Annotated in this window: 20 protein-coding genes and 1 pseudogene; 13 read left to right on the forward strand and 8 right to left on the reverse strand. The window is 72.1% G+C overall.

The genetic code is table 11. The features are described 5' to 3' along the window. Positions 1-76: 76 nt before the first annotated feature. Positions 77-3,436, forward strand: coding sequence for a hypothetical protein (locus ACFV9W_RS32440; RefSeq protein WP_385768287.1), 3,360 nt, complete (start codon positions 77-79; stop codon positions 3,434-3,436). Positions 3,437-3,646: 210 nt separating this feature from the next. On the opposite strand, the gene ACFV9W_RS32445 is transcribed toward ACFV9W_RS32440, so the two are convergent. From ACFV9W_RS32445 to ACFV9W_RS32465, 5 genes are all read right to left on the reverse strand, one after another. Beyond that, a complete protein-coding gene (locus ACFV9W_RS32445; protein ID WP_385768290.1) occupies positions 3,647-4,624 on the reverse strand; it encodes an acyl-ACP desaturase in 978 nt (325 codons plus the stop codon). Between the two features lie 94 nt (positions 4,625-4,718). Then, positions 4,719-5,495 carry a dimethylargininase gene (ddaH, locus tag ACFV9W_RS32450; RefSeq protein WP_385768293.1) on the reverse strand — a complete coding sequence of 259 codons (777 nt, stop codon included), beginning with the start codon at positions 5,493-5,495 and terminating at the stop codon, positions 4,719-4,721. A 119-nt stretch (positions 5,496-5,614) separates the two neighbouring features. Continuing rightward, complete coding sequence (locus ACFV9W_RS32455; RefSeq protein ID WP_385768296.1) at positions 5,615-7,915, reverse strand: ATP-binding cassette domain-containing protein; 2,301 nt, start codon at positions 7,913-7,915, stop codon at positions 5,615-5,617. A gap of 88 nt (positions 7,916-8,003) precedes the next feature. Next, complete coding sequence (locus ACFV9W_RS32460; RefSeq protein ID WP_385768299.1) at positions 8,004-9,614, reverse strand: ABC-F family ATP-binding cassette domain-containing protein; 1,611 nt, start codon at positions 9,612-9,614, stop codon at positions 8,004-8,006. A 291-nt stretch (positions 9,615-9,905) separates the two neighbouring features. After that, positions 9,906-10,265 (reverse strand): SsgA family sporulation/cell division regulator, encoded by a 360-nt coding sequence (locus ACFV9W_RS32465; RefSeq protein WP_385768385.1) that lies wholly within the window; start codon positions 10,263-10,265, stop codon positions 9,906-9,908. Positions 10,266-10,604: 339 nt separating this feature from the next. Between ACFV9W_RS32465 and ACFV9W_RS32470 the strand changes: the two genes are divergently transcribed. The 4 genes from ACFV9W_RS32470 to mgtA all read left to right on the forward strand — a co-directional run bounded on the left by ACFV9W_RS32470 (position 10,605) and on the right by mgtA (position 14,780). Further along, complete coding sequence (locus tag ACFV9W_RS32470) at positions 10,605-11,162, forward strand: MSMEG_1061 family FMN-dependent PPOX-type flavoprotein (protein ID WP_385768302.1); 558 nt, start codon at positions 10,605-10,607, stop codon at positions 11,160-11,162. 51 nt (positions 11,163-11,213) lie between these two features. Beyond that, positions 11,214-11,780, forward strand: coding sequence for a Uma2 family endonuclease (locus ACFV9W_RS32475; RefSeq protein ID WP_385768305.1), 567 nt, complete (start codon positions 11,214-11,216; stop codon positions 11,778-11,780). 65 nt (positions 11,781-11,845) lie between these two features. Next, positions 11,846-12,205, forward strand: coding sequence for an ArsR/SmtB family transcription factor (locus ACFV9W_RS32480; protein ID WP_385768308.1), 360 nt, complete (start codon positions 11,846-11,848; stop codon positions 12,203-12,205). Then, entirely contained in the window at positions 12,189-14,780 is a 2,592-nt protein-coding gene (mgtA, locus tag ACFV9W_RS32485; protein ID WP_385768310.1) for a magnesium-translocating P-type ATPase, read from the forward strand. Before ACFV9W_RS32480 ends, mgtA begins: the two co-directional genes overlap by 17 nt. Here mgtA and ACFV9W_RS32490 read toward each other — a convergent pair. Beyond that, a complete protein-coding gene (locus ACFV9W_RS32490) occupies positions 14,771-16,234 on the reverse strand; it encodes an LCP family protein (protein ID WP_385768313.1) in 1,464 nt (487 codons plus the stop codon). The genes mgtA and ACFV9W_RS32490 overlap by 10 nt on opposite strands. A gap of 120 nt (positions 16,235-16,354) precedes the next feature. On the opposite strand from ACFV9W_RS32490, the pseudogene tatA reads away from it, so the two are divergent. From tatA to ACFV9W_RS32515, 5 genes and pseudogenes are all read left to right on the forward strand, one after another. After that, positions 16,355-16,516 (forward strand): annotated as a pseudogene (gene tatA / locus ACFV9W_RS32495) (Sec-independent protein translocase subunit TatA); the annotation flags it as partial. A gap of 53 nt (positions 16,517-16,569) precedes the next feature. Then, positions 16,570-17,145 carry a TerD family protein gene (locus ACFV9W_RS32500; protein WP_385768316.1) on the forward strand — a complete coding sequence of 192 codons (576 nt, stop codon included), beginning with the start codon at positions 16,570-16,572 and terminating at the stop codon, positions 17,143-17,145. A gap of 93 nt (positions 17,146-17,238) precedes the next feature. Further along, complete coding sequence (locus ACFV9W_RS32505) at positions 17,239-17,820, forward strand: TerD family protein (RefSeq protein WP_385768319.1); 582 nt, start codon at positions 17,239-17,241, stop codon at positions 17,818-17,820. Next, on the forward strand, positions 17,817-18,872 hold the full coding sequence (locus ACFV9W_RS32510; RefSeq protein ID WP_385768321.1) for an acyltransferase family protein: 1,056 nt from the start codon (positions 17,817-17,819) through the stop codon (positions 18,870-18,872). Before ACFV9W_RS32505 ends, ACFV9W_RS32510 begins: the two co-directional genes overlap by 4 nt. A gap of 20 nt (positions 18,873-18,892) precedes the next feature. Next, positions 18,893-19,588: an endonuclease V gene (locus ACFV9W_RS32515; protein WP_385768324.1), complete on the forward strand. Its 696-nt coding sequence runs from the start codon at positions 18,893-18,895 to the stop codon at positions 19,586-19,588. Between the two features lie 3 nt (positions 19,589-19,591). On the opposite strand, the gene ACFV9W_RS32520 is transcribed toward ACFV9W_RS32515, so the two are convergent. Next, positions 19,592-20,773, reverse strand: coding sequence for a saccharopine dehydrogenase family protein (locus ACFV9W_RS32520; protein ID WP_385768327.1), 1,182 nt, complete (start codon positions 20,771-20,773; stop codon positions 19,592-19,594). Between the two features lie 105 nt (positions 20,774-20,878). After that, on the reverse strand, positions 20,879-21,628 hold the full coding sequence (locus tag ACFV9W_RS32525; protein WP_385768329.1) for a hypothetical protein: 750 nt from the start codon (positions 21,626-21,628) through the stop codon (positions 20,879-20,881). Positions 21,629-21,873: 245 nt separating this feature from the next. Between ACFV9W_RS32525 and ACFV9W_RS32530 the strand changes: the two genes are divergently transcribed. From ACFV9W_RS32530 to ACFV9W_RS32540, 3 genes are read left to right on the forward strand one after another with little or no spacing between them, the layout of a single operon-like run. Further along, complete coding sequence (locus ACFV9W_RS32530) at positions 21,874-23,031, forward strand: CaiB/BaiF CoA transferase family protein (RefSeq protein WP_385768332.1); 1,158 nt, start codon at positions 21,874-21,876, stop codon at positions 23,029-23,031. Positions 23,032-23,039: 8 nt separating this feature from the next. Continuing rightward, complete coding sequence (locus ACFV9W_RS32535; protein ID WP_385768335.1) at positions 23,040-24,182, forward strand: acyl-CoA dehydrogenase family protein; 1,143 nt, start codon at positions 23,040-23,042, stop codon at positions 24,180-24,182. A 52-nt stretch (positions 24,183-24,234) separates the two neighbouring features. Then, positions 24,235-25,449, forward strand: coding sequence for an acetyl-CoA C-acetyltransferase (locus ACFV9W_RS32540; RefSeq protein ID WP_385768338.1), 1,215 nt, complete (start codon positions 24,235-24,237; stop codon positions 25,447-25,449). The last annotated feature ends 13 nt before the right edge of the window (positions 25,450-25,462 follow it).

Consider the following 25,462-nt stretch of genomic DNA (forward strand, 5'->3'; position numbering starts at 1 on the left):
TGCGGGCGCCGCGAACCGGTGGGCGACGGAGGGATATTCGGTGGGCCCGTCCGGTGGCGGCAGGCACACTCTTCGCATGTCCGCAGCACGCAAGACCACCACGGCCCGCCTCCTCGACGCCCTCGAACCGCTGCCCTTCCCGGGGCGGGTGCGCGAAACCGCGCGCCGGGCCGGAGAGCTGGCGGCGAGCGGTGAACTCGCCGAGGTCCTCGCGGAGCTGGACGCCGGGGGCAGTTCCGAGCGGAGCGTCGGCGCGCTGCTCGCCTGCGTCGGGCGTGACGCCGCCTGGGTCGCGGGGCATCTCGCCGACCCCGACCCGTTCGTGCGCGGGCACGCGCTGCGCGCCGCCGACGGGCTCGATGTGCCCGACGCCGCGTTCGAGACCGCGCTGCGCGACGCGCCCGAAGCCATCCGTAGCGGGCTGCTGCGCTCCCTCGCGAGCGGCCGGCGTCCCGCGCTCGCCGACCAGTGCGTGGACCAGGTGCGCGCGACCTGGGGCGACGCCGAGGCCGCGAGGCTGCTGCCCGGCTGCTCGCCGGACGTCGTCGCGCGACTCCTCCCGGACGTGTTCCACGCCGTACGGGGCTGGCGGACTCTCGTCCGGCGGTACCCCGGCATCGTCCTGGACGTCGCCGAACATCAACTGGCCGGACTCCCGCGGGCCGCCCGCGACGCCTGGTTCCAGCGGCATGCGCGGCTGCTGGTCGCCGTCGCCCCGACGGCCCCGCTGCGCGTCCTCGGCCTCCTCGAGGCGTACCCGCCCGCCCGCTTCCCGTCGCTGCTCGGCCCCTGCCTGGACGTGTGGGCGAAGGCCGCGCCCGGGCGGGTGCTGCGGATGTACGCGGGGCCGTGGCGCAGGGAGCTGCCGGGCCCGCGCCGGCTGAGCCCCGCCGCTCTGCACGCCCTGGCCCGCTCCGGGGCGCCGGAGCTCGCCGAGTACGCCCGGGCGCTCGCGCGGCGCCCCGGTGATCTCGCCGCACTGCTGGGGGCCCAGGCGCCGTCCGCCCGCTGGGCGACGTACGAGACGGCCATGGCCGGGCGGGGTGCCGCACACGACGGCGTGCCCACCGAACTGCTCGACGTCCTGCCGCGCGGGCACGTGGCCGCCGTGGCCCGGCAGGCAGCGGAGACGGCCCGCACGCAGGGCGCCGACTGGGCCACCGTGCTCGGCGCCGTGTCCTATCTGCCGCCCGGCGAGGCCCGCGAGCCGCTGGACGCCGCGACGCGCAGGCCGCGCGCCGAGGACCGCGCGGTGGCCTGGCCGCTCCTCGTCCGCAACGTCGCCCGCGCCGCCGAACCGTCCCAACTGACCGAACTGGCACAGGAGTTGGCTGGGCGACTGCGCAACGAACAGGACCCGGTGCGCGGCGCCGCCCTGCGGGCCGTGGCCGACGACGTGCACCCCGCGCTCTGGTCGCCGGAGGCGCTGCCGCACCTGAGTCAGCTCGTCGCCGACGCCCTGCAGGCGCGCGACCGCTCCTACCCGACGACCGGCGCGCTGTCCCGGCTCGTCCTCGGCGTCCTGCGCGAACACGCGGCCGACGAGGACCCCGCGCACACCGACTGGGCGCTGGGCGTCCTCATCGGCCTGCACGGCTATAGCGGCGGCGTCGACCTCGGCCGCCTCGACCGCACGCTGCGCCGAGGCCAGGAGCACCAGGTGTACGCGGCGCTGCGCAGGCGCATCGCCGTCGAGGTGAAGAAGGGCGAGTACCGCCTCGTCCTCGCCCTGGCCCGCGCCACGGGCCGCCGCGCCGCTGGCATGGCGGGGCTTCAGGAACTGCTGGGGCACGCCGTCGAGCACGGCAACAACGCGACCGTTCGCTCGGCGATCGAGCTGTGGCTGGAGCCGCCCGCGACCCGCGACGAACGCGCCGCGCACGTCCTCGACCTCGAACCGTCCGCCGCCGAACTCGACTGCGTGGCCCGGGTGGTGGCGTACCGGCGCACGGATCTGCTCGACCGCTTCCTCACCGACCGGCCGCCGTACGGACGCTTCCTGGCGGACAAGAGCGCGTGGGCGTACCCGGTGGGCGGGGCGGCGGTACGCCGCTGGCTGCCGCGCCAACAGCGGGCGTATCTACGGCAGTTGAAGCGGCTCGCGGGCGACGCGGGACTGCGGCACTGGCGCCGCAGCACCGCGATCCAGGGCGCCGCCGACGTGCCCGAAGGGGGCCGCGACCTGCTCCGGAAGTGGGTCGCCGCCTCGGACGTCACCCTCGCGGAGGCGGCCATCGCCGCGCTCGGCCGCACCGGAGAGGACCTGGAACTGCTGCTCGGCCACGCGGGCGGCGACCGGGCCAGGGTCGCCGTCTACGCCGCGGCGCAGGCCTCCCGGCACGTCCGCCCGTCCGAACTGGCGCCCCTGCTCGACGAGTTGCTGACCGGGTCCGGCAAGAAGGTCACCAGCCGCAAGGAGGGCGCACGCCTCGTCGCGACCAGGCTGCCCGCGCCCGAGGCCGCCCGGCTGCTCGCCCGCGCCTGCGCCGCACCGGACACCCACCGCGACGTGCGCGCCGCCTGCGTCGCCTTCGCCGCCCGTGGCCTGCTCGGCGAGGAACCGGCCTGGGAGATCCTCGCGGACGCCGTGCGCGAGGGCCGGGAGCCCGCGGTGCGCGACGCCGCGCTGCGGCAGGCCCCGCTCGACGTCGCCGGGGAACACCGCGAACGGTACGCCGCGCTGGTCGCGGCCGTCGCCGGCACGGACGACGACGAGCTCGCGGCCACGGCCCTCGCCGCGCTCGCGCGCTGGTCCGCCTGGTCGCCGCGGGCACCGGAGCTGTTCGCCCGCGCCCTCGGCGACGTGGCGCGCCGGGCCCCGGCACTGTGGCGCACGGCCGCCGCGGGCCTGGTCGGGGAGGCCGCCCGCACACCGCAGGGAACGGAGGCGCTGCTCACCGCGCTCACCGCCCTCATGGACCACGGGCCCGAGCCGGACGCGGGGGAGGAGCGGGACCGCCCCGCGCACCGCAGGGTCGAGCACGTCGCCGGACTCCTGGCCGACCGGACACCGCACGAGGCGGCGCTGCGCCCGGTGGCCCGCTCGGTGGCGCGGCGGCTCGCTGAGCGGGACCCGTTCGTGGCGTCGGCCGCGCGCGTGCTGCTCGGCGCGGTGGACCTCTCGGCCCCGGAGCCCGACCTGCGCGAACTGGCCGCCCTGCACACCGGCCGCCCCGCCCTCGCCGCGCGCACGGCGGACGCCCTGCGGGGACGCCTCCGCCGGGAGGACGCGTCGGAGGCGGAACTGGACCGGGTGGCGGGCACCCTTGCCGCGTCCGGCACCCACGCGGAGGGACTGTTCGCCTGGGCGATCACGGCGACGGCCGGGGAACGCGCCGCGTGGCCCGCGGCGTGGCGGTCCCACGTGGTCGCGCTGCGGGCTCACCCGTGCGCGGACGTCCGCGACGCCGCGTCGCGGACGAGTACGGCGCCGTAGTGGTGCGGGTCGGGAGGTCGCGCCTGCCCGGCCCCACGCCACGGGGCTCCGCCCCGGACCCCGCGCCTCAATCGCCGGCGGGGCTTGAATCTGGACTCGCAGCGGCGCAAGTGCTGCGGGGCTTGAATCTGGATCCGCAGCGCCGCCAGCGCCGGCGGGGCTTGGATGTGGTCCCGCCGCGCCGCCAGGCGCCGGGCCGACTTGATTTGGTCAGGCCGACGCCGCCCGCGCCGCCATCCGTGCCTTGCGGGCCGCCAGCTTCTCGTCGAACTTGGAGGCCTCGGTGTCCAGGCCGTTCATGAACAGGCCCAGCTCCTCCTGCGCCTTGATGCCCTCGGGGCCCAGGCCGTCGATCTCCATGACCTTCAGGAAGCGCAGGACGGGCTGGATCACGTCGTCGTGGTGGATGCGCAGGTTGTAGACCTCGCCGATCGCCATCTGCGCGGCGGCGCGCTCGAAGCCGGGGATGCCGTGTCCTGGCATCCGGAAGTTCACGACGACGTCGCGGACGGCCTGCATGGTGAGGTCGGGGGCGATCTCGAACGCGGCCTTCAGGAGGTTGCGGTAGAAGACCATGTGCAGGTTCTCGTCCGTGGCGATGCGGGCGAGCATGCGGTCGCAGACCGGGTCGCCGGACTGGTGGCCCGTGTTGCGGTGCGAGATGCGGGTGGCCAGCTCCTGGAAGGAGACGTAGGCGACCGAGTGCAGCATCGAGTGCCGGTTGTCCGACTCGAAGCCCTCGCTCATGTGCGACATACGGAAGGATTCCAGCTGGTCGGGGTCGACGGCGCGGGAGGCGAGCAGGTAGTCGCGCATCACGATGCCGTGCCGGCCCTCCTCCGCCGTCCAGCGGTGCACCCAGGTGCCCCAGGCGCCGTCGCGGCCGAACAGGGAGGCGATCTCGTGGTGGTAGCTGGGGAGGTTGTCCTCGGTGAGCAGGTTCACGATGAGGGCGACGCGGCCGACCTCGGTGACCTTGGACTGCTCCTTGGACCAGGCCTCGCCGTCCTCGAAGAACTCGGGGAAGTTGCGGGCGTCGGACCACGGCACGTAGTCGTGCGGCATCCAGTCCTTGGCGACCTTGAGGTGCCGGTTGAGCTCCTGCTCGACCACTTCTTCCAGCGCGTGGAGCAGGCGGGCGTCGGTCCACGTGGTCGACGAGCCGAGGCGGGGGGAGATGACGGTCACGGGGGCTCCTGGGGGACGGAGGTAATGCGAGCGGAGATACCTACGGTGTCGTAGGTTACGTTGCCGTAGGTTAAGTGCCCCATAAAGACGGTGGCTACGTGTGGAGCTCTCGCAGGCGAACTGAGAGGCAGGTCACACAGCCCTCCAGCTTTTCGAACTCGGAAATGTCCACCAGAACCGGCTCGTACCCGAGGTCCGCGAGCCGCTCCGCCGACTTCGGCGCGCTCTCCGCCATGAGCAGCCGGTTCCCGCCGAGCAGCACCACGTGCGCCCCTGCCTCCTCGGGCACCGGCAGGAAGCGCGGGAACAGCGAGGCGTGCTCGACCAGCGGCGGATGCCCGATGACGGTGCCGTCGGGCAGCGCGGTCACCGCCGTCTTCAGATGCAGCACCTTGGACAGCGGGACGGCGACCACGCGCGCGCCGAGCGGCTCGAAGACGGCGCGCAACTGCTGCACGCCCGCCGCGTTGGTGCGCCCACCGCGCCCTACGTAGATCGTGTCGCCGATCTTCAGTACGTCGCCGCCGTCGAGCGTGCCCGGCTCCCACACCCAGTTGACGGAGCAGCCGAGCCGCGCCACGGCCTCCTCGACGCCCGCCGTCTCCGGGCGCCGCGACTCGGCGCCGGAGCGGGTGATCAGCGCGACGTTGCGGAACACCACGACCGCGTCCTCCACGAACACGGCGTCCGGGCACAGATCGACCGGCTCCACCAGGAACGTCTCCCAGCCGTGCGCCTCAAGCGCGGCCACGTACCCCGTCCACTGCTCCTGCGCCTTCGCGGCGTCGACCGGGGTCCGCTCGATGTGGGTGACGAGCCCGTCCGCGAGGCGCGGGCCGGGGCGGCGGACGAGGGCCTTCTTGCTGGGCACGGCGGACTCCATGACGAAACGCGGGGGCGAGAGGGAGGGTGAGGGCGAGAGCGAAGTGGACGGTCAAGGTGACGGTGCCCACATCATGCACAGGGCTACACGTGTCGCGGAATCCCCTGTCACGCGGCCGTCACGTCCTCCTCACCGCGCCTGTCCGCGCCCGCGACCGCCCGCCGCAGGTGTTCCGCCGTGAACGAACCCTCCGCGTCGAGCAGTTGGGCCGGTGTGCCCTCGAAAAGCACCTCGCCGCCGTGCCGGCCGCCCTCGGGGCCCAGATCGATGACCCAGTCCGCCCGCCGGACCACGCCGAGGTTGTGCTCGACGACGACCACGGTGTTGCCCGCGTCGACGAGCCGGTCGAGCAGCGCCACCAGCCCGTCGACGTCCGCCATGTGCAGCCCGGTGGTCGGCTCGTCCAGGACGTAGGTGGCGGCCGAGCGGTGCAGCTGCGTGGCGAGCTTGATGCGCTGGCGCTCGCCGCCGGACAGCGTGCTCAGCGGCTGGCCGAGCGTGAGATAGGTGAGGCCGACGTCGCGCAGGGCGCGCAGGCGGCGGCGTACGCCCTTGTCGTCGAGTTCGGCGAAGTACTCCAGGGCTTCGGCGGCCGTCATGTCGAGCACGTCCGCGACCGACCGGCCGCGCACCGTCAGGCCCAGCACCTTCTCCTTGAATCGGCGCCCGCCGCACGCCTCGCACACCGTGGTCACCGGGTCCATGAACGCCAGGTCGCTGTAGATCACGCCGCGCCCCTCGCAGTGCTCGCACGCCCCGCCCGAGTTGAAGCTGAACAGCCCCGGCTCGGTGCCCGTCTCGCGGGCGAACACCTTCCGTACGGTGTCCATGATCCCGAGATACGTCGCCGGGGTGGAGCGCCCGGAGATCCCGATGGACGACTGGTCGACGACCACGGCCTCCGGATGCGCGGCGCAGAACGCGCCCGACACCAGGGAACTCTTCCCGGAGCCCGCGACCCCGGTGACGGCCGTGAGCACCCCGGTCGGCACTCGTACGGTGACGTCCTTGAGGTTGTGGACCCGGGCGCCCTCGACCGGGACGTGGCCGGTCGCGGCGCGCGGGTGCTCCTTCACGCCGCCCGTGCGGCGCAGGCACCGCCCCGTGAGCGTGTCCGCGCGCCGCAGCGCGCCCGGCGTGCCCTCGAAGACCACGCGCCCGCCGTCGGCGCCGCCCGCCGGACCCATGTCGACGACGTGGTCGGCGACGTCGATGACATCGGGGTCGTGCTCGACGACGAGCACGGTGTTCCCCTTGTCGCGCAGCCGAAGCAGCAGCTCGTTGAGCCGCCCCACGTCGCGCGGGTGCAGGCCCACGCTCGGCTCGTCGAAGATGTACGTCATCCCGGTCAGGCTGGAGCCCAGGTGCCGCACGGTCTTCAGGCGCTGCCCCTCCCCGCCGGACAGCGTCGACGTCTCCCGGTCGAGGCTCAGATAACCGAGGCCGATCGCCTCGATGCGCTCAAGCGCGGTGACGGCGGCCTCGGCGATCGGCCCGGCCACCGGGTCGTCGATGCGGCGCAGCACCGGGATCAGTTCGCTCACCTCCATGCGCGTGCACTCGGCGATGCCCAGGCCCTCGACGCGGGTGGCGAGCGCGGCGGCGTTCAGGCGCGCCCCGTCGCACACCGGGCAGGTGCCCTCGGTCAGATACCGGCCGACCAGGTCGCGGGTGCGCTGGCTGAGCGTCGACAGGTCCCGGTTGAGGTAGAGCCGCTCGAAGCGGTCGGCGAGCCCCTCGAAGTCGATGTCGCGGCGGCCGCCGGTGTTCGCGACGTTGACCTTCGCGTTCCGCCCGCGCAGAAGGAACTCCCGCTCGGCGGCGGTGAATTCACGTACCGGTTTGCTGGTGTCGAGGTCGGTGGTCTCCGTGTACGTCTGCCCCTGCCAGGTCCCGACGGCGAACGGCGGGAACAGGATCGCGCCGCCCGCGAGGGACTTCGACGTGTCGAGGATGCGGCCGTAGTCGGGGCGCACGGTGCGGCCGAGGCCGTCGCACTCCGGGCACATCCCGCTCGGGTCGTTGAACGAGTACGCGGTCGCGGGCCCCGCGCTCGGTGTCCCGTGCCGCGAGAACAGCACGCGGATCACCGAGTACACGTCGGTCATCGTGCCGACCGTGGACCGCGAGTGCCCGCCGATGGGTTTCTGGTCGACGACGATCGCGGGCGTCAGCTCCTCCAGCGCGTCCGCGTGCGGCTTCTCGAACTTCGGCAGCCGGTTGCGGACGAACCAGGTGTACGTCTCGTTGAGCTGGCGCTGCGACTCCACGGCGATGGTGTCGAAGACGACGGAGGACTTGCCGGAACCGGACACCCCCGTGAAGACGGTGAGCCGGTTCTTCGGGATACGCAGGGTGACGTCCCGCAGGTTGTTCTCGCGGGCGCCGACGATGTGCAAGTACGTCATGCCGACGACGCTAGGCGGAATACCCGACAGGTTATGTCGGGTATTCCGGGGCATTTCTCTGCGTCGATATTTCTACGCGTCGATATTCCTACGCGTCGAGGTCGACCCATCGCGTGATGCCGATGGACTCCAGAAACGGCAGGTCGTGGCTTGCCACGATCAGCGCGCCCTCGTACGACTCCAGGGCCGACGTCAGCTGGGCCACGCTCGCGAGGTCCAGGTTGTTCGTCGGCTCGTCCAGCATGAGCAGCTGCGGGGCCGGCTCGGCCAGCATCAGCGCGGCGAGCGTGGCACGGAACCGTTCGCCGCCCGACAGTGTTCCGGCGGCCTGGTCCGCCCGCGCGCCCTTGAACAGGAAGCGGGCGAGCCGCGCCCGCACCCGGTTGTTCGTGGCCTCGGGCGCGAACCGGGCCACGTTCTCGGCGACGCTCAGTCCGTCGTCCAGGACGTCGAGCCGCTGCGGCAGGAAACGCAGCGGCACGTGCGCCTCCACCTCGCCGTCCACCGGCGCGAGCTCGCCCGCGATGGTGCGCAGCAGCGTCGTCTTGCCCGAGCCGTTGCGGCCGAGCAGCGCGATCCGTTCGGGCCCGCGCAGCTCGAACTCGCCCAGCACCCGTGCCCCGTACACCGTCGTGATGTTGTGCAGGGACAGCACGGAGCGGCCCGGCGGGACGGCCGTGTACGGCAGGTCGACGCGGATCTCGTCGTCGTCCCGCACCGCGTCCACGGCCTCGTCGAGGCGCTCCTTCGCCTCGGCGAGCTTCTCCTCGTGCAGGATGCGGTGCTTGCCCGCGGAGACCTGGGCGGAGCGTTTGCGCAGCTTCATCACCGCCCTCGGCTCGCGTTTGGTGTCGTACATCTTCTGGCCGTACCGCTTGCGCCGGGCCAGCGCGACGTGGGCCTCGGTCAGTTCGCGCTTCTGCTTCTTCCAGTCGGACTCGGCGACCCGCACCATCCGCTCGGCGGCCTCCTGTTCGGCTTCGAGGACCTCCTCGTAGGCGGAGAAGTTCCCGCCGTACCAGGTGACCTCGCCGTCGCGCAGATCGGCGATCTGGTCGACGCGGTCGAGGAGTTCACGGTCGTGGCTGACCACGATCATGACCCCGGACCAGCCCTCCACCGCGGCGTACAGGCGCCCTCTGGCGCGCAGGTCGAGGTTGTTGGTGGGCTCGTCGAGCAGCAGTACGTCGGGGCGGCGCAGGAGGAGCGCGGCGAGGCGCAGCAGCACGGACTCGCCGCCGGAGACCTCGCCGATGGTGCGGTCGAGGTCGACGTGGCCGAGACCGAGCTCGCCGAGCATGGCCCGTGCCCGCTCCTCGACGTCCCAGTCGTCGCCGACCGCGGTGAAGTGCTCCTCGCTTACGTCGCCGGTCTCGATGGCGTGCAGCGCGGCGCGGGTCCCGGCGATGCCGAGCGCCTCGTCGACGCGGAGCGCGGTGTCGAGGGTGACGTTCTGCGGCAGGTAACCGACCTCGCCGGACACCCGGACGGCGCCGTCGGACGGGGTCAGCTCACCGGCGATGAGCTTCAACAGGGTTGATTTACCGGACCCGTTGAGGCCGATGAGGCCGGTGCGGCCGGGGCCGAAGGCGACCTGGAGGCCGTCGAAGACGCCGGTGCCGTCGGGCCAGGCGAAGTCGAGGGCGGTGCAGGCGACGGAGGCGGGAGCGGCGTGGGAGTAGTTCTGGGGATGTGACATGAGGCGGCCTCGCGGTTGCTCGGTGCGAACGGTGGATGCAACGCGTTCGAGACACCGCGGGGGCACGGAGGCCTGCAGCGGAGGACGGCTCGGGAAACCGAGGTCGTACACACGACGGCACGGACACGCGAGGGCGTGTCGGGCGGCGGTGTCTCAGGACCTCAGTCGAGCAACGTCCTTCTCCTATCGACGGCAACAGAACCGTCAACCAAGGTAGAAGCACCGGCCGGAGCCGTCAAAGGATTTAAATGCGCGCCGGGAGCGGGCAGGCGGGCGCCGGTTTCTCGTTGCTCAGAAGGCGTCCCGCAGCAGCTCCTCCAGGTCGGCGTCCACGTCCACGTGCGCCGCCTCCTCGCCGACCGGCACCAGGTCCGTCGTCTCCGCCAGGAAGCGGCGCAGCTCGCCGGTGCGGATGTGCACGATCGCCGTGCCCTCCGTCGCGTGGAACTCCAGGACCGTGCGGTCGTACCCGTACGGCTTCACCCGCACGTCGCCGTCGCCCGCCGGGTCGGACACCCCGACGGCGAGCAGATCACGGGCGAAGGTCCAGCTCACGGCGACGCCTTCGAGGGTGGCCGGGGCCGGGAAGGACATGCGCACGGCGAACGGGTCGCGCACGTCGTAGCGCAGGGTCGCCGGAATGTGCGCCATGCGCGGCGCGGCGGCGACAAGACGGGCCTCGACGGCTTGCTCGATGACGGACAACGCCTGCTCCCTTGTGACGGCTGGACGGTGGGACCACTGCACGGCCTCATATGAATAGACGGCGGAATGAGGGAATCCGTGCGCCTGAACCCGGTCGAAATTCGAGTGACCTCTGTCACCGGTTTCAACCGTGGTGCGGATGTGGCCGGCGGCACGGTCGGGACGGCAGGTGCGCCAATTCCGGTACAAACGTGATCGACGGACCTCCCAGAGCTTGTTAGGTCACCCTAACTTGACGTCGTATAAGGTTTCGGGAAATCGACCACCCCGGACCCAGGAGTCGGCTTGTCGCACGCCACGGACACGTATGAGTACCAGGAGCTGCGCTCCGCGGAGCAGCTGCGAGAGATCCTCGGCGAGCCGTGGCCCATCGTGATCGAGAAGGTGCACGCGGAACTCACCGAGAAGGACCGGGGGTTGCTGGCCCGCTCGCCGTTCTGTCTGGTCTCCACGTCCGACGCGGACGGCAACTGCGACACGTCGCCGCGCGGTGACGGTCCCGGTTTCGCGCACGTCGTAAACGACCGCGCGATCGCCCTGCCGGACCGGCCCGGCAACCGCCGCGGCGACAGCTTCCACAACATCCTGCAGAACCCGCACGCGGGCCTGCTCTTCCTGATACCCGGCTCCAAGGACGTCCTGCGCATCAACGGCCGGGCCCGCATCCTCACGGCCGCCCCCTTCTTCGCCGACATGGCCGTCAAGGGCCAGCCGCCGGCCCTGGCCCTGCTCCTCGACATCGACGAGATCTACCTCCACTGCCCGCAGTCGCTGAACCGGGCGGGTCTGTGGCGGCCGGAGACGTGGGAGGACGGGACGGCCTCCGCCCGCCGGGAACAGTAGGCTGGGCCGCGTGACGCGGGAATCGCCGAACACGCGCGAGGGAGGTACGCCATGACCGCCGAGATGGTCGCACCCGACTGGATGCACACACCGATCAGCGCGGAGCAGTACGACTCCTGGACCGAGGAGCAGTGTGCCGGCATCGAGGTCGTGGACGGGATGGTCGTCGTGAGCCCCAGTGCGTCCAAGCGTCACAACCGGCCGGCCCGCATCCTGGCCAACGCCCTGGACGTCGCCGCCGGTGCCGACTGGAACGCCGACACCGACTTCGACGTGCGCCTCCACGACGTCCCCCTCACCAACCGGCGCCCCGACGTCACGGTGTACCGGGCCGACACCATCGACGTCACCCCGACCCGCCCCGAGCACGTACTCCTCGTCGTCGAAGTCGTGTCGCCCGGCTCGGAGACCACCGACCGGATCGTCAAGGTCGACCAGTACGCGAAGGCAGGGATCCCGTTCTACTGGCGCATCGAACAGGCCGTCACCGGTCTTCCGATCGTCTACACGTACGTCCTGGATCCCGCGAACAAGACCTACCGCGACGGCGACGTGTTCACCGGCACGGTCAAGGCCACCGCACCCTTCGAGCTGACGGTCGACCTCGGAGCCATCTGAAGCCCGCCTAGACTTGCCCGCGTACGAACAGCGGGAGTGCGGCGCGGGACGGGAGAAGGTCAGTGGTGGCAGAGGCTGGGCGGTTCGAGGATCCGTCGGCTGATGTGCTCGCCGAGGCGGCCGAGGCGTTCGCCCTGCTCGCCTCGCCGGTGCGGCTGCACATGGTGTGGGCCCTCGCGCAGGGCGAGAGCGACGTGAGCGGGCTCGCCGAGCGGGTCGGCGGCGCGCTGCCCGCCGTCAGCCAGCACCTGACAAAGCTGAAGCTCGCCGGGCTCGTCCGGTCCCGGCGTGAGGGGCGGCGGCAGGTGTACTACGTCGACGACCCGGAGGTCGTCAGCGTCGTCCACCTCATGATCGGCCAGCTCGCCGAGCGCGCCGGGCAGGCGAAGGCGCCGGTGCGCCGCCTGCGTGGCGCGGGGGCCTGAAGGCCGGCCCGTGGCCGTTTCCGAACCGGCCGAGCGGACAGGATCGCTGCCGCGGCCGCGTACCGCCCCCGAATCCCCGACCGCCCTGCAGACACTGCGCGCCCTGGACACCGGGCCGCGCGGACTGACCACGCACGAGGCCGAGGAACGCCTGGCCCGGTACGGCGGCAACACCCTGCCCACCGCCCGGCAGCCCTCCTGGCCGCTGCGGATGTGGCGCAGCCTGCGCGACCCGTTCACCACCGTGCTGTTCTGCCTCGGACTGGTCTCCGCGTTCGTCGCCTCCTGGGGCACGGCCTGCGTGATCCTCGCCCTGGTGATCGTCAGCAGCGTGCTGCGCGCGCACGGCGAGTACCGCGCCGACCGGGCGGGCGCCGGACTGCGCGAACTGGTCGCGGGCACCGCGAGCGTCCAGCGCAGAGAGGGTCCGGACGACGAACCACGGGTGCGCGAGACACCCGTCGACGACCTCGTGCCCGGCGACGTGGTGCGCCTCGCGCCCGGAGCCCTGGTCCCCGCCGACGTACGCCTGTTGAAGGCCCGCGGCCTCACCGTGCACCAGGCCGCCCTGACCGGCGAGTCCGCGCCCGTGCCGAAGGAACCCGCCGACCTCCCCGACGGGGACGACGAGGGGCATCTGCTGTTCCAGGGCAGCAGCGTCGCCTCCGGCAGCGGCACCGCCGTCGTCCTCGCGACCGGCGCCGACACCCGCTTCGCCGCCGTTCACGGAGCGCGCCGCGAGCGACCCGCGAGCGCCTTCGACCGCAGCGTGCACGGCATCTCCTGGGTGCTGATCCGCTTCATGCTGCTGACCCCGCCGCTGGTCCTGATGGCGAACGCGGCGGTACGCGGCCGGGGCCTGGAGACCCTGCCGTTCGCGGTGGCCGTCGCCGTCGGCCTCACCCCCGAGATGCTGCCGGTCATCGTCACCATCTGCCTGGCCCGCGGCGCCTCCCTCCTCGCCCGCTCGCACGGCGTCATCGTGCGCCGCCTGCCCGCGCTGCACGACCTCGGCGCCGTCGACGTGCTGTGCGTCGACAAGACCGGCACCCTCACCCGCGACCGGCCCGCCGTCGACGTCGACCGCACCGACCCCGAGGCCCTGCACTGGGCGGGCGCCTCCGCCTGGTGGACGTTGCAGACCGCCGAACTCACCGACCCCGACCCGCTCGACGAGGCGCTGCTCGCGGCCACGGGCCCCGACGACTGGGACGCCTACGACGGGGTCGACGCCCTGCCCTTCGACCCGGTACGCCGCCTCGCCACCGCCGTCGTCAAGGAACCCGGCACCCTGGGCGTGCACGTCCTCGCCGTGAAGGGCGCCGTCGCCGAGGTCCTGGAGCGCTGCGCCGTCGACGAGGACGAGCGGGACGCGCTGCGGACCCGGGCCGCCGAACTCGCGGCCGACGGCGTCCGGCTGCTCGCCGTGGCCACCGCCGAGCGCCCCGCCCGCACCCGCGGCTACACCCCGGCCGACGAACGCGGACTGACCTTCCGCGGCTTCGTCGCCTTCCACGACGCCCCGGCCGACACCGCGCACGACGCCGTACGCGCACTCGGCGAGCTCGGCGTCACCGTCAAGGTCCTCACCGGCGACCACCCGGCCACCGCCACCCGCGTGTGCCGGGATGTCGGGATCGAGCCCGGCGCCGTCGTCGTCGGCGCCGACATCGAGCACCTCGACGACGAGCGGCTCGGGGAACTCGCCGACCGCACCACCGTCTTCGCCCGCTGCACCCCCGAGCACAAGGCCCGCGTCATCGCCGCCCTGCGCGGCCGCGGCCACACCGCCGGGTTCCTCGGCGACGGCGTCAACGACCTGCCCGCCCTGCGCGCCGCCGACGTCGGCGTCTGCCCCGCGGGTGGCGTCGACGTGGCCCGCGAGAGCGCCCACGTGGTGCTCGCCGACAAGGACCTCACCGCGCTCGAACACGCCGTCGTGGCGGGCCGGCACTCCAGCGCCAACATCGCCTCGTACCTGCGCATCACGCTCTCCTCGAACCTCGGAAACGTGATCGCGATGCTCGCGGCGGGCCTGCTCCTGCCGTTCCTGCCGATGCTGCCGCCGCAGGTCCTCGTGCAGAACCTGTGCTTCGACGCGGCCCAGCTCGCGCTCGCCTTCGACCGGCCGCGGACGGCCGCGCTGCGCCGCCCCACCGTGCTGCGGCCCCGGCCCTTCCTGCGCTTCATCACCGGGTTCGGGGCCCTCGGCGCGCTCGCCGACATCGCGACCTTCGGGGCGCTCGCCCTGTGCCTGCCCGGCTCCCTGAACATCGGGGACCAACAGGGCTTCCACGCGGGCTGGTTCACGGAGAACCTGTTGACCCAGGCCCTCGTGATGCTGTTGCTGCGCACGGGTCGCAGGACCGCGGAGGGCCGCACGCCGGGCCCGGTGCGCTGGGCGGCGACCGGCCTCGCCGCCGTGGCGATCCTGCTGCCGCTGACCCCGCTCGGCCCCTGGCTCGGCGTCTCGGGCCTGCCGCTCCTCTACTACCCGCTGCTCGCGGCGATCCTCGTGGCGTACGCGCTGGCGCTGGTCCTGCTGCGGCGGGGCCGCTGGGCCGCTCACCCGTAGGACAGGTGCGAGCAGATGTCCTGGTCCGCCGAGCGCGCGGTCCCGGCCACGCCGGAGGGCACCGCCGTCGGTGTCGGCGCCGGTGAGGCCGCGCTGCCCGGCCGGTAGTCCGCGCCGAGCACCACACCGATGCCGGGGGCGGTGCCCGCGGTCAGTTCGGCGTCGGGGAAGAGCCGGGCGACGGCGGAGGCGTGGGCCTTCTCGCCGGGGCCGTAGGTGATGGTCGTGGTGGCGTGGGCCCGGTCGGCGGCGTTGCCCGTCGCCGGGACGGTGAAGCCGCGGCCGGTGAGCGCGGCGGCGGCGTCGGCGGCGAGTCCGGGCGTGGCGGTGCCGTTGTAGACGCTGACGGAGACACCCTCGCCGGAGACCTCTTCCGTGGCGCTCGGGCTGGGGGATGCGCCGGCCTTGGCGCCGCCCTTCTTCCCGCTCGCGTCCTTGCCGTCGAGCGTGCGGTCCTCCTTCAGCGCGGCCCACAGCGCGTCGGCGTCCGGGTGCACGACGGCGACGCGATCACCCTCGTACTTCCAGGGGATGGTGACGAACTGGGTGTTGTGCAGGTCGACGTTCTTCAGGGACATCGCGAACGCGAGCAGCTTGTCGGCGGAGCCGAGGCCCGGGTCGACGGTCATGGACTTCGTGGCGGCGTCGGCGAGCGGCAGCAGCTTGGTCGGGGTGAAGCCGTCGGACTTGATCTTCTTGATGAGGCTGGAGACGAACGACTGCTGGCGCTGGATGCGGCCGATGTCGGAGCCGTCGCCGATGCCGTGCCGGATGCGGACGTAGTCGAGCGCCTGCTGCCCGGCGACGGTCTGCTCGCCCTTCTTGAACAGGCGCTTGCCCTGCGTGGCCCGGTTCGGGTTGAGGTCCTTCTGGTAGACGTCGTTGGGCAGGCAGACCCGGACGCCGCCGACGACGTCGGTCAGCTGGGAGAAGCCCTTGAAGTCGACGACGACGGTGTGGTCCACGCGCAGCCCGGTGAGCCGTTCGACCGTGTTCTGGGTGCAGGCCGGATTGCCCTCGGCGGTCTGGCCCGTCGTGTAGGCCGCGTTGAACATCACGTTGGTACGTGTGTCGCTCCACGTGCCGTCCGGCAGCCGGCACGGCGGGATGGTGACCAGGGTGTCGCGGGGGATGGAGACGCCGACGGCGTGCCGGTGGTCGGCGTAGACGTGCAGCAGGAACGCGGTGTCCGAGCGGCCGACGTCGTCGCTGTCGCCGCCGCCGAGGTCGCTGTTCCCGCCGGTGCGCGCGTCGGTGCCGATGACCAGCACGTTCTCGCCCTTGGACGCGTCCGCGTCGGGCCGATTGCTTGACAGGCCGTCCGAGCCGAACGTGTCGATGTTGCCGTTCAGCTTCAGATACAGCCACCCGGCGCCGCCGGTGATCAGGACGAGCATCGCGAGCCCCGTCACGAGTGTGATCCGCAGTCGGCTGCGCTTGCGCCGTCGCCCCATGCCCCTGCCCTTGCTGTCGGTCCACCCGAAGGTTGTACAGTTGCGCAATGTAGCAAGCGCGGCAGTGAGGGTGGCACGTCCACCCCGGTCGCGGTCCGACCACGACAAGAGGTGAACGCCATGTTCCGCAACGCACTGGAGCCCTGGCACCTGTTGGTCCTGGGCGTCGTGATCATCGTGCTCTTCGGGTCCAAGAAGCTGCCGGACACCGCACGCTCCCTGGGCAAGTCTTTGCGCATCCTCAAGAGCGAGACGAAGGCCATGAAGGAGAGCGACGAGACCGCGACACCACTTTAAGCTTTGCGCAAGTGTTAGAAATGATGGAGGTAGCAGCAGTGGGAGTTTCGCTGGCCAAGGGCGGCAATGTCTCGCTCAGCAAGGAGGCGCCGGGCCTGACCGCGGTAACGGTCGGCCTGGGCTGGGACGTGCGCACGACGACGGGCGCCGATTACGACCTCGACGCGAGCGCCCTGCTGTGCGACGCGTCCGGGAAGGTGCTCTCCGACGGGCATTTCGTCTTCTACAACAACCTGACCAGCCCGGACGGCTCCGTCGAGCACACCGGGGACAACCTCACCGGTGAGGGCGAGGGCGACGACGAGAGCATCAAGGTGAATCTCGCCGGGGTGCCCGCCGAGGTCGACAAGGTCGTCTTCCCGGTGTCCATCCACGACGCCGAGCCGCGCGGCCAGAGCTTCGGCCAGGTGCGGGGCGCGTTCATCCGCGTCGTGAACCAGGCGGGCGGCGCCGAGGTCGCCCGTTACGACCTCTCCGAGGACGCCTCCACCGAGACGGCGATGGTCTTCGGCGAGCTGTACCGGCACGGCGCGGAGTGGAAGTTCCGCGCCGTGGGCCAGGGGTACGCCTCGGGCCTCGCCGGCATCGCGCAGGACTTCGGCGTCAACGTCTGAGGCACGCGCCCCGCGCGGCGCCGCCCGTCCCGGGACCCCGGTCGGGCGGCGCCGCGTACGACACCATCCGACCGCCCGACCAGAAGGCACACCATGTCCGTGAACCTGGCCAAGGGCCAGCAGATCAGCCTCAGCAAGGACACCGGCGACGCCCTGACCCTCGTACGGATGGGACTCGGCTGGCAGGCCGCGCCCCGCAAGGGCTTCCTCGCCAAGCTGACCGGCACCCGTGAGATCGACCTCGACGCCTCCGCCGTCCTCTTCGCCGGGCAGCGCCACGTCGACGTCGTCTTCTTCCGCCACCTCGTCAGCCAGGACGCCTCGGTGCGGCACAGCGGCGACAACCTCGTGGGCGGCACCGGGCAGGCCGACGACGAGTCCATCACCGTCGACCTCCCGCGCGTGCCCGACGAGGTGGACCAGATCGTCTTCACCGTGAACTCGTTCACCGGTCAGACCTTCGCCGAGGTGGGCAGCGCGTACTGCCGCCTCGTCGACGAGACCACCGGGCAGGAGCTCGCCCGCTACACCCTCGACGGCGGCGGCCGGCACACCGCGCAGATCATGGCCAAGGTCCAGCGCGAGGGCGCCGGCTGGAAGCTCAGAGCGATCGGGGAACCGGCCGCGGGCCGGACCTTCCAGGACCTGATGCCCGCGATCACCCGCCACCTGTGAGCCTGGCGACCGTCCCGGCCCCCGCGCGCACCGGCGCGGCCAAAGGGGGCCGGGACGCCTTCTACGACAACGCCAAGTACCTGGCGATCGTGCTCGTCGCGATGGGGCACGCGTGGGAGCCGCTGCGCGACGACAGCCGGGCCGCGGCGGCCTTCTACACCACGGTCTACGCGTTCCACATGCCCGCGTTCATCGTCATCTCCGGCTACTTCTCGCGCTCCTTCGACGCGAGCCCCGGCCGGCTGAAGCGGCTGATCACGGGCGTCGCCGTGCCGTACGTGGTCTTCGAGGTCGCCTACACCCTCTTCAAGCGGACGGCGGGGGACGACCCGGGCTATCCGATCAGCCTGCTCGACCCCTGGTACCTCACCTGGTTCCTGATCGCGCTGTTCGTGTGGCGGCTGACCACGCCGCTGTGGAAGGTGATCCGGTGGCCGCTGCCGTTGGCGCTCGCCATCGCGGCGCTCGCCTCGGTCTCGCCCAGCATCGGCGACGACCTGGACCTGCAACGGGTCCTGCAGTTCCTGCCGTTCTTCGTGCTCGGCCTGGTCCTGAAGCCGGAGCACTTCCAGCTGGTGCGCCGCAAGGAGGCGCGGATGCTTGCGGTGCCGGTGTTCGCGGCGGCCCTGCTGTTCGCGTACTGGGCGGTGCCGAGGATGAACGCGGCCTGGTTCTACCGCCGCGACAGCGCCCAGGAGTTGGGGGCGCCCGGCTGGACCGGCGTGGCCATGACGCTGGCCATGTTCGGCTGCTCGGCGATCCTCGTCGCCTGCTTCTTCGCGTGGGTGCCGGGGCGCGGGCTCTGGTTCACGGCGCTCGGCGCGGGGACGCTCTACGGCTATCTGCTGCACGGCTTCCTCGCCAAGGGCTCCCGCTTCTGGGACTGGTACGAGGTGGACTGGGTGCACACCACGTGGGGCGAGATCGTGGTGACGCTGTTCGCGGCGGCCGTGATCACGGTGCTGTGCACACCACCGGTGCAGCGGGCGTTCCGGTTCGTCATGGAGCCGAGAATGGAGTGGGCGTTCAAGCGCGACACCGCTGGTCGGTAGGCGTGTTCTAGGCTCGGGCCATGGTGACGATCACGGGGGTACCGGACGGCTGGCCGGCCGACGAGGACGCGGCGCGCGGCATGCAGGACGCGCTGCGCGACCGCGTCGTACGCGGCGAGTCCGGGCCGCCGCCGGGCACCGGCACGGTCACCGGGATCGACGTCGCCTACGACGACGAGCGGGGCGTCGTCGCCGCGGCGGCCGTCGTCCTGGACGCGGCGACGCTCGCCGTGGTCGAGGAGGCGACGGCCGTCGGCGAGGTCGCCTTCCCCTACGTACCCGGCCTGTTGGCGTTCCGCGAGATCCCGGCGGTCATGGGCGCCCTTGAGGCGCTGACCCGTGACCCCGGGCTCGTGGTCTGCGACGGCTACGGGCTCGCCCACCCGCGCCGCTTCGGCCTCGCGAGCCACCTGGGCGTGCTCACCGGGCTGCCCACCATGGGCGTCGCCAAGAACCCGTTCGTCTTCTCCCACGGCGAGTTGGGCACGCGGCGGGGGAGCGCGGCGGCGCTGCTCGACGGCGACGAGGAGGTCGGCCGCGCGCTGCGCACCCAGGACGGCGTGAAACCGGTGTACGTGTCCGTGGGCCACCGGATCTCGCTCGACAACGCGTGCGCGCACACGTTGTCGGTCACGCCGAAGTACCGCGTCCCGGAGACGACCCGCAGGGCAGACCGCCTGTGCCGGGACGCGCTCGCCGCCCGTACGGGTCTGTAGCCGTCAGCGCTCGGCCGCGACCCGGAACGTGATCCCGGCCTTCGTCAGCCGCTCGATGAGCGCGTCGCCCATCGCCTCGGCCGTCGTCACCTGCCCTGCCGTCTCCGGGAGTTCGTCGCGCACCAGGCACATCGCGGACTCGGCGAGCATCTTCGCGGTCTCCGCGTAACCCGGGTCACCGCCGGACACCTCCGTGTAGACACGGCGCCCGCCGCCCTCGCCCACGAACCGCACCGAGAACCAGCTCTTGGCCCGGCGCGCCTCGTCGGGACCCTCGCCCGGCTTGAGCCGCCCGCCCAACCACCGCCGCACCGGCGGCACTTGGGACGCCGCGAACAGCGTGCCCATGCCCAGGACGCCGCCCACCGCGAACGGCAGCGTCTTCACCGCCGCGTAGTGCCGGTAGCGGAAGTCGGGGCCGTAGCGCTCGAGGGCCCGCGCCGAGCGCTGCACGATCTGCGGGTCGATCGTCGGCAGCGGCAGGGCCCACGCGCCGACCTCCTTGGCGAAGCGCGGGGTGCCGGTCGGCGCGTACGCCGTGCGGTCGATGGGGCGCGGCTCGTTGCGGCGCCGCTCCTGCTGGGCGGCGAGCATCTGGCGGGCCCGCGCGAACTGGTTCAGGGCGGAGTTGAACGTGCCGCCGGAGAACGTCGCGTTCGACCGCACGAAGCCGTCGACGCGCAGCGGCACGCCCTCCGGCAGCTGCTTGACGGTGTAGTACGCGCCCAGGTCGTGCGGGATCGAATCGAAGCCGCAGGCGTGCACGAGGCGGGCCCCGGTGTCGCGCGCGCGGGCGTCGTGCCGCACATACATGAGGTCCACGAACTCCGGCTCGCCCGTGAGGTCCACGTAGTCGGTGCCCGCACCCGCGCACGCGGCGACGAGCCCCTCGCCGTACTCCAGGTACGGGCCGACCGTCGTCGCCACCACCCGTGTGTTGACGGCGAGTTCGCGCAGCGACGAGCGCTCGGCGATGTCCACGCGCACCACCGGGAGCACCGCGCACTCGGGGTTGATCTCGGTCAGCCGCTCGCGCAGCCGCTCCAGCTTCGTGGTGTCGCGCCCGGCGATCGCCCAGCGCAGCCCCTGGGGCGCGTTGGCCGCGAGGTACTCGGCGGTGAGCACCCCCACGAACCCCGTCGCCCCGAACAGCACCAGGTCGTACGTCCTGCTCGACTCGTTCATGCCACCCCTCACCCGCGTCGCGTGCCGTTATCGGTGGCCGAGGCTAGCGTGAAGGGTGGGACGGGAGCAGCGGGGGCCCTCCGTGCCGGGGCGGAGCGGGTGCGGTCAGGCACGCCCCGCCGACCGCGCGAGTTCCTTGAGGTCGACGGTCTCGTCGGGCGAGGGCTCCTGCGGGCGCACGGCCTTGCCGTAGTCGCCGAAGGTGGCGCTGTTCGGGTTCTTGCCGCCGGTCGACGTGGTGCGCAGGATGTACGGCTTGCCCTCGGCGGCGACGTACAGCGACAGCGTCTCGCCGCCGGAGGCCTTTTTCGTGAGCCGGAGGGCCTTGGTGCCGTCGACGTCCGTGGTGCCGCTCTTCTTCATCCCCCGGCGCTCGGACTTGTCCTCGTCCATCGACGCGACGAGGCCCTGCTTGTCGCACAGGCCCTGGGTCATCGCGTCGTTCGCCGGGGTCTTCACCCACTTGTCCTTGAGCTTCGGCACCACCTTGGCGGCCCCGGGCTGTTCCTTCAGCGTCGTCTGCCAGTACTTCTCGTCGCCCCGTAAGTAGAGCGTGCCGTCGAGGTGGCGCACGTCGGCCGTCGTCCCGGCCATCTTGACGGTGCCCTCGCAGTTCTTGTTCCGGTCCACGGTGAGGTCGACGGTGACGCTGCCGCCCGCCTTCTGCTGTGTGGTGCCCTTCACGTGCATCGAGTCGGCCTGCCGTGTGGCCTTCACCGCGTCGGCCGCGATCCGGTCCGCGCTCTTGCCGGCGAAGGGTTCGTCCGATGCCTCCTTGTCGCCTCCGCAGCCCAGGAGTCCCAGAGCCGTGATCCCGGTGACCATCGTCAGTGCCGTCATTCGCCTGCTGCGCACCACTTCGTCTCCCTCCGTGGTTCGTGCGGATTCCATGAGAAGTCACCGAATACCCCTCTCGTCCGGGTGGTCACCGGAAGGGAGGCCGCCACTTGGGGCGCGCGGGGCGGAACGGCCGGTACCGGGCGGGGCGGGCGGCGGAAATTGGCTAAGCGCTTGCTTGCTGGGGGCTTGTGCTGAGCGGGGCGGGTTCATAGCATCACTGGTGTTACATCATTAGTGTCACAAGCTGGGGGCGTCGCGGAATGGCAGTGGCAGGCACGGAAAACGGTGGTCGGACCGGTGGGCCGCTCGTCGGGGTGCGCGTGGTGGAGCTGGCCGGGATCGGTCCCGGCCCGTTCGCCGCGATGCTCCTCGCCGACCTCGGGGCCGATGTTGTACGCGTCGACCGGCCCGGCGGCCAGGCGCTCGGCGTCCCGCCCGAGTACGACATCACGAACCGCAACAAGCGGTCCGTTGTCGTCGACCTGAAGGCAGAGGGCGGGCCCGAGCGGGTGCTTGAGCTCGCCGCGCGCGCCGACGTGCTCATCGAGGGCTACCGGCCGGGCGTCGCCGAGCGGCTCGGCGTCGGGCCCGAGGAGTGCCGCGCCCGCAATCCGAGACTGGTCTACGGCCGGATGACCGGCTGGGGGCAGGAGGGCCCGCTCGCCCAGCGCGCTGGACACGACATCGGCTACATCGCGCTGACCGGCGCCCTCGGCCTGACCGGCGACCCGGACCGCCCGCCCGTCGCCCCGGCGAACCTGCTCGGCGACTACGCGGGCGGCTCGCTCTACCTCGTCGTCGGCATCCTCGCCGCCCTGCACCACGCCCGCGACACCGGCGAGGGGCAGGTCGTCGACGCCGCGATCGTCGACGGCACCGCGCACCTCAGCACGATGATCCACGGCATGCTCGCGGCCGGCGGCTGGCAGGACCGGCGCGCCGCCAACCTCCTCGACGGCGGCGCCCCGTTCTACGGCACGTACGAGACGGCCGACGGCAAGCACATGGCCGTCGGCGCGCTCGAGCAGCAGTTCTACGCGGAGTTCGCCGAGCTGCTCGGGCTCGGCGAGGTGGCCGGCGCCCGGAGCGACCTCTCCCGCTGGGACGAGCTGCGCACCGCCGTCGCCGCCCGCTTCAAGGAGCGCACGCGGGACGAATGGGCCGCCGTCTTCGAGGGCTCGGACGCCTGTGTCGCGCCGGTGCTCTCCCTCGGCGAGGCCCCGCAGCACCCGCACCTCGCCGCCCGCGGCACCTTCGTCGACCACGGCGGCCTCACCCAGCCGGCGCCCGCGCCGCGCTTCTCCACCACCCCCACCAGCGTCCACTCGGGCCCCGCCCAGCCCGGCGCCGACACCGCAGACGTCGCCCGCGACTGGGACGTACCGGACCTGAACGAGCCCACCACGAAAGGCAGTTGATCGCGAGCATGGAACGACGCCTGTTCAGCGCCGAGCACGAGGCGTTCCGCGAGACCGTGCGCACCTTCCTCGCCAAGGAGGTGACGCCGCACTACGAGCAGTGGGAGAAGGACGGCGTCGTCTCCCGCGAGGCCTGGCTCGCCGCAGGACGCCAGGGGCTGCTCGGGCTCGCCGTGCCCGAGGAGTTCGGGGGCGGCGGCAACGCCGACTTCCGCTACCCCGCCGTCCTCGCCGAGGAGTTCACGCGCGCGGGCGCCTCGGGCCTCGCTGTCGGTCTGCACAACGACATCATCGGCCCCTACCTCACCTCGCTGGCCACCGACGAGCAGAAGCGGCGCTGGCTGCCCGGCTTCTGCGACGGCTCGATCATCAGCGCCATCGCGATGACCGAACCGGGCGCCGGCTCCGACCTCCAGGGCATCCGCACCGCCGCCGAGGACAAGGGCGACCACTGGCTGCTGAACGGCTCGAAAACGTTCATCTCGAACGGCATCCTCGCCGACCTCGTCATCGTCGTCGCCAAGACGACCCCCGAGGGCGGCGCGCACGGTCTGTCGCTGCTCGTCGTCGAGCGCGGCATGGAGGGCTTCGAGCGCGGCCGCAACCTCGACAAGATCGGCCAGAAGGCCCAGGACACCGCCGAGCTGTTCTTCAACGACGTCCGCGTCCCGAAGGAGAACCTCCTCGGTGAGCTCAACGGCGCGTTCATCCACCTGATGACGAACCTCGCGCAGGAACGCATGGGCATCGCGGTGGCCGCCATCGCCGCCTCCGAGCACCTCCTGGAGATCACCACCGAGTACGTGAAGGAGCGCGAGGCCTTCGGGCGCCCGCTCGCCGCGAAGCAGCACATCCGCTTCGAGATCGCGGAGATGGCCACCGAGTGCGCCGTCACCCGCACGTTCCTGGACCGCTGTATCGAGGACCACTCCGACGGCACCCTCGACGCCGTGCACGCCTCCATGGCGAAGTGGTGGGCCACCGAACTCCAGAAGCGGGTCGCCGACCGCTGCCTCCAACTGCACGGCGGATACGGGTACATGACCGAGTACCGCGTCGCGAAGGCGTTCACCGACGGGCGCATCCAGACCATCTACGGCGGCACGACCGAGATCATGAAGGAGATCATCGGCCGTTCCCTGCTCTCCTGACCCCTCTCCCGCCGAACCACCCTCCGTTCCACCGCTTCGAAAGGCACCTCCCGTGACCACAGACGCGTACGTCTACGACGCGATCCGCACCCCGCGCGGCCGCGGCAAGGCCAACGGCTCCCTGCACGGCACCAAGCCGATCGACCTGGTCGTCGGCCTGATCCACGAGATCAGGGCCCGCTTCCCCGACCTCGACCCGGCCGCCATCGACGACATCGTGCTCGGCGTCGTAGGACCCATCGGCGACCAGGGCTCCGACATCGCGCGCATCGCCGCCATCGCGGCCGGGCTGCCCGACACGGTCGCGGGCGTGCAGGAGAACCGCTTCTGTGCCTCGGGCCTGGAGGCCGTCAACCTCGCCGCGATGAAGGTCCGTTCGGGTTGGGAGGACCTCGTCCTCGCCGGTGGCGTCGAGTCGATGTCCCGCGTCCCGATGGGCTCCGACGGTGGCGCCTGGGCAATGGACCCGATGACCGCCTACGAGACCGGGTTCGTGCCGCAGGGCATCGGCGCCGACCTCATCGCCACCATCGAGGGCTTCTCGCGGCGCGACGTCGACGAGTACGCCGCGATGTCGCAGGAGCGCGCGGCCGCCGCCGTGAAGGACGGCCGCTTCACCCGCTCCATCGTCCCGGTCAAGGACCGCAGCGGCCTGACCGTCCTCGACCACGACGAGCACCTGCGCCCCGGCACGACGGCCGACTCGCTCGGCAAGCTGAAGCCCTCGTTCAAGGACATCGGCGACCTCGGCGGCTTCGACGCGGTGGCGCTGCAGAAGTACCACTGGGTCGAGCGGATCGACCACGTGCACCACGCGGGCAACTCCTCCGGCATCGTCGACGGCGCCTCGCTCGTGGCCATCGGCTCCCGCGAGGTGGGGGAGCGCTACGACCTGACGCCGCGCGCCCGCATCGTCTCCGTCGCGGTCTCCGGCTCCGAGCCGACCATCATGCTCACCGGCCCCGCGCCGGCCTCCCGCAAGGCGCTCGCCAAGGCCGGACTGACCATCGACGACATCGACCTCGTCGAGATCAACGAGGCGTTCGCGGCGGTCGTGCTGCGCTTCGTCAAGGACATGGGCCTGTCCCTGGACAAGGTCAACGTCAACGGCGGCGCCATCGCGCTCGGCCACCCGCTCGGCGCCACCGGCGCGATGATCCTCGGCACCCTCGTCGACGAGCTGGAGCGGCAGGACAAGCGGTACGGCCTGGCCACGCTGTGCGTGGGCGGCGGCATGGGCATCGCCACCATCGTCGAGCGCGTCTGACCTTCCGGCCTCA

This window comes from Streptomyces sp. NPDC059897, assembly GCF_042730865.1.
Classification (GTDB): Bacteria; Actinomycetota; Actinomycetes; order Streptomycetales; family Streptomycetaceae; genus Streptomyces.

Excerpts from the sequence above, each read along its gene's own strand:
- ACFV9W_RS32520 (WP_385768327.1), bottom strand. The coding sequence starts at position 20,773 with ATGAACGAGTCGAGCAGGACGTACGACCTGGTGCTGTTCGGGGCGACG.
- ACFV9W_RS32475 (WP_385768305.1), top strand. The coding sequence starts at position 11,214 with ATGACCGCCGAGATGGTCGCACCCGACTGGATGCACACACCGATCAGC.
- ACFV9W_RS32455 (WP_385768296.1), bottom strand. The coding sequence starts at position 7,915 with ATGACGTACTTGCACATCGTCGGCGCCCGCGAGAACAACCTGCGGGAC.
- ACFV9W_RS32505 (WP_385768319.1), top strand. The coding sequence starts at position 17,239 with ATGTCCGTGAACCTGGCCAAGGGCCAGCAGATCAGCCTCAGCAAGGAC.
- ACFV9W_RS32440 (WP_385768287.1), top strand. The coding sequence starts at position 77 with ATGTCCGCAGCACGCAAGACCACCACGGCCCGCCTCCTCGACGCCCTC.
- ACFV9W_RS32515 (WP_385768324.1), top strand. The coding sequence starts at position 18,893 with ATGGTGACGATCACGGGGGTACCGGACGGCTGGCCGGCCGACGAGGAC.
- ACFV9W_RS32460 (WP_385768299.1), bottom strand. The coding sequence starts at position 9,614 with ATGTCACATCCCCAGAACTACTCCCACGCCGCTCCCGCCTCCGTCGCC.
- ACFV9W_RS32490 (WP_385768313.1), bottom strand. The coding sequence starts at position 16,234 with ATGGGGCGACGGCGCAAGCGCAGCCGACTGCGGATCACACTCGTGACG.
- ACFV9W_RS32535 (WP_385768335.1), top strand. The coding sequence starts at position 23,040 with ATGGAACGACGCCTGTTCAGCGCCGAGCACGAGGCGTTCCGCGAGACC.
- ACFV9W_RS32465 (WP_385768385.1), bottom strand. The coding sequence starts at position 10,265 with ATGGCGCACATTCCGGCGACCCTGCGCTACGACGTGCGCGACCCGTTC.
- ACFV9W_RS32530 (WP_385768332.1), top strand. The coding sequence starts at position 21,874 with ATGGCAGTGGCAGGCACGGAAAACGGTGGTCGGACCGGTGGGCCGCTC.